Source organism: Streptomyces sp. SID1328 (genome assembly GCF_009865595.1).
GTDB lineage: Bacteria > Actinomycetota > Actinomycetes > Streptomycetales > Streptomycetaceae > Streptomyces > Streptomyces griseoluteus.
Genome location: NZ_WWKH01000498.1, coordinates 1 through 3,635 on the forward strand (window position 1 = coordinate 1; position 3,635 = coordinate 3,635).

3 protein-coding genes and 1 pseudogene are annotated in these 3,635 nt (G+C 71.9%); 2 read left to right on the forward strand and 2 right to left on the reverse strand.

Features of this window, described 5'->3' with window-relative positions; translation table 11 throughout:
- Positions 1-1,423, reverse strand: a 1,423-nt coding sequence (locus GT030_RS15660) for an ABC-F family ATP-binding cassette domain-containing protein (RefSeq protein WP_161201644.1), incomplete at its 3' end; no start/stop codon positions are given.
- 244 nt (positions 1,424-1,667) lie between these two features.
- Here GT030_RS15660 and GT030_RS15665 point away from each other — a divergent pair.
- Complete coding sequence (locus tag GT030_RS15665) at positions 1,668-2,558, forward strand: neutral zinc metallopeptidase (protein WP_161201642.1); 891 nt, start codon at positions 1,668-1,670, stop codon at positions 2,556-2,558.
- Positions 2,559-2,630: 72 nt separating this feature from the next.
- Complete coding sequence (locus GT030_RS15670) at positions 2,631-3,041, forward strand: VOC family protein (protein WP_161201643.1); 411 nt, start codon at positions 2,631-2,633, stop codon at positions 3,039-3,041.
- 28 nt (positions 3,042-3,069) lie between these two features.
- Here GT030_RS15670 and GT030_RS15675 read toward each other — a convergent pair.
- Positions 3,070-3,635 (reverse strand): annotated as a pseudogene (locus GT030_RS15675) (hypothetical protein); the annotation flags it as partial.

Here is a 3,635-nt window from a genome sequence, read left to right on the forward strand (position 1 = left end):
GGTCGAGGTTGTTGGTGGGCTCGTCCAGCAGCAGCACGTTGGCCGAGGAGACGACCAGGGTGGCGAGCGCGAGGCGGGTCTTCTCGCCGCCGGAGAGGACCCCGGCCGGCTTGTCGACGTCGTCGCCGGAGAAGAGGAACGAGCCGAGCACCTTGCGGACCTCGACCAGGTCCATGTCCGGGGCGGCAGAGCGCATGTTCTCCAGCACCGAGCGCTCGGGGTCCAGGGTCTCGTGCTCCTGGGCGTAGTAGCCCAGCTTGAGGCCGTGGCCGGGGACGACCGCGCCGGTGTCGGGCTGCTCGACACCGCCGAGCAGACGCAGCAGGGTGGTCTTGCCGGCGCCGTTGAGGCCGAGGATGACGACGCGGGAGCCCCTGTCGATGGCCAGGTCGACGTCGGTGAAGATCTCCAGCGAGCCGTACGACTTCGACAGGCCCTCCGCCATCAGCGGGGTCTTGCCGCAGGGGGCGGGCTCGGGGAAGCGGAGCTTGGCGACCTTGTCGGACTGGCGCACCGCCTCCAGGCCGGAGAGCAGCTTGTCGGCGCGGCGGGCCATGTTCTGCGCGGCGACCGTCTTGGTGGCCTTGGCGCGCATCTTGTCGGCCTGCGAGTGCAGGGCGGCGGCCTTCTTCTCGGCGTTGGCACGCTCGCGCCTGCGGCGCTTCTCGTCGGCCTCGCGCTGCTGCTGGTAGAGCTTCCAGCCCATGTTGTAGACGTCGATCTGGGAGCGGTTGGCGTCCAGGTAGAACACCTTGTTGACCACCGTCTCGACCAGGTCGACGTCGTGGGAGATCACGATGAAGCCGCCGCGGTAGGTCTTGAGGTAGTCCCGCAGCCAGACGATCGAGTCGGCGTCGAGGTGGTTGGTCGGCTCGTCGAGCAGCAGGGTGTCGGCGTCCGAGAACAGGATGCGGGCCAGCTCGATACGGCGGCGCTGACCACCGGAGAGGGTGTGCAGCGGCTGGCCGAGCGCGCGGTCGGGCAGGTTGAGCGCGGCGGCGATGGTGGCGGCCTCGGCCTCGGCGGAGTACCCGCCCTTGGTGAGGAACTCGGTCTCCTGGCGCTCGTACTGGCGCAGGGCCTTCTCGCGGGTGGCGCCGGAGCCGTTGGCGATGCGCTGCTCGTTCTCCCGCATCTTGCGGATCAGCACGTCGAGGCCGCGGGCGGAGAGGATGCGGTCGCGGCCGAGGACGTCGAGGTCGCCGGTGCGGGGGTCCTGCGGGAGGTAGCCGACCTCACCGGAGCGGGTGATGGTGCCGGCGGCCGGGATGCCGTCACCGGCCAGGCACTTGGTGAGGGTGGTCTTGCCCGCGCCGTTGCGGCCGACGAGGCCGATGCGGTCACCCTTGGCGACACGGAAGGTGGCGTTCTCGATGAGGACGCGCGCACCGGCGCGCAGCTCGATACCGGAGGCGGAGATCACGGACATACTCCTGGGCGTACGTGGTTGACGGATGGGCGGCTGTCGAGGGCGTTCCCGCCGTCTAATGCGCGAGGAGAATGGCCATGGGGCCAGTCTAACGGGGGCGGGCAAGCCCTTTTCCTGCCTCGGGAGGCAGGTGTGGGGACTCTCGGGGTACAGATGCCGCGTGAGCTGCGGGCCACGGTGTGACGGGTCGGCCGGAAGCTCGCGAAAGCCGATGGAAGCCGACAGAAGGTGACGGGCTGTGCAGTTCGACGACGACGCGAATCTGGACACCTCCGAGGTGCGGGACGTGCGCGGGAGCCGGGTGCCGGGCGGCCGGGCGACGATCGGCGGGGGTGTCGTCGGGCTGGTCGGGCTGCTGCTGGCGCTGTTCCTGGGCGTCGGCCCGGACCAGCTCGGGCTCTCCTCGGGCGGTGACGGGACCACGTCCCAGCCCTCCTCGGTGAGCGAGGTCCAGCAGTCCTGCCGTACCGGCCGGGACGCGAACACCCGCGAGGACTGCCGGGCGGTCGCGGTGGTCAACAGCGTGCAGGACTACTGGTCGGGCGAGTTCCGGCAGCAGGGGAAGCGGTACACCCCGGCGGAGACGTATCTCTTCAGCGGTCAGGTCCGTACCGCCTGCGGGGCGGCGACGGCGGCGGTGGGGCCGTTCTACTGCCCCGGTGACCAGCGGGTCTATCTGGACCTGGGCTTCTTCGACGAACTGCGCACGAAGTTCGGGGCGAGCGGGGGCCCCTTCGCGCAGGCGTACGTGATCGCGCACGAGTACGGCCACCACGTGCAGGACCTGATGGGCACGCTGGGCCGGACCCAGGACGGGACGACCGGCGAGAACAGCAGCTCGGTCCGGGTCGAGCTGCAGGCGGACTGCTATGCCGGGGTGTGGGCGCACCACGCGACGACGACGCCGGACGAGTCGACGGGCAAGCCGCTGATCACCAGCCTGACCCCGGCGGACATCAAGGACGGGCTGAACGCGGCGGCGGCCGTGGGCGACGACCGTATCCAGCAGGAGTTCCAGGGGAAGGTGACCCCGGAGACCTGGACGCACGGGTCCTCGCTGCAGCGGCAGCAGTGGTTCGACCAGGGGTACCGGACGGGCGATCCGGACCGGTGCAACACGTTCGGCTGAGGCGCTGTCAGTCCCGGCTGCGAGACTGAGGGGACGAAGCCGGACGGAACCGTTCACTAGGGAGTGATCGGCATGGCGGACACCAGCGGACGCCCCAGCGTGTACCCGACGGTGCTGTACGCGGACGCGCGGGCGGCGATCGCGCAGCTCACGCGGGCACTGGGCTTCACCGAGCTGGCGGTGTACGAGTCGGAGGACGGTACGGTCCTGCACGCCGAGCTGGCCCAGGGGAACGGGGCGGTGATGCTGGGGTCCAAGGGGCGCGGCGGTGTCTTCGCCGAGGCGATGGGCAGCGGCGGCCCGGTGGGGGTGTACGTGGTGGTGGACGACGTGGACGCCCATCACCGGCGCGCGGTGGAGCACGGGGTGGAGATCCTGGCGCCCCCGACGGACCAGGACTACGGCGCGCGGGACTACCTGGCGCGGGACGCCGAGGGCAACGTCTGGAGCTTCGGCACGTACGCCCCCGCGCTGTCTTCCTGAGCGGCGGGGGCGTTCCGGCGGGTCCCGCTCAGCCTCCGGTGTGCACCTGGAAGGCGGCCCGGCGCACGGCCTTGGCGAGGGCGGGGTCGGGGTGGGCGGCGGCGAGCGCGACCAGGACCTGCACGGTGCGGGGGTGTCCGACGGACCGGACCTCCTCCAGCAGGGCGGGGACGGTGGGCTGGACCGCCGCCTCCAGGTGCCGGACGAGCATGTCGGTCTCGCCGTGGTCGGCGACGGCGGCCGCGGTGTCGACCCACAGCCAGGTGGCTTCCTCGCGGGTGAGGACCTCGTGGGCGTCCTCCGGGTCGACGCCGTCGTACTCGGCGAGCCACAGCAGGGCGTAGGGGCGCAGCGCGGGCTCCGCGACGACGGCGCGCACCTCGTGCTCGGCGGGGGCGCCGACCACCCGGAGCGCCTCGAAGGCGAGGCCGCGCAGCAGGGCGTCGTCGCCCCGGGCGGCGTCCAGGAGCTGGCCGACGGCTCCGCCGACCGTGCGGGCGGCGAGCCAGGCGCGGTACTCGGCGCGGGCGGCGTTGGGGCGGAGCTGGGCACAGCCGCGCAGCATGTCCTCGGCGGACTGCTCGATGTTCCCGG

Coding starts and splice junctions, on each gene's coding strand:
- GT030_RS15670 (WP_161201643.1), top strand. CDS start 2,631: ATGGCGGACACCAGCGGACGCCCCAGCGTGTACCCGACGGTGCTGTAC.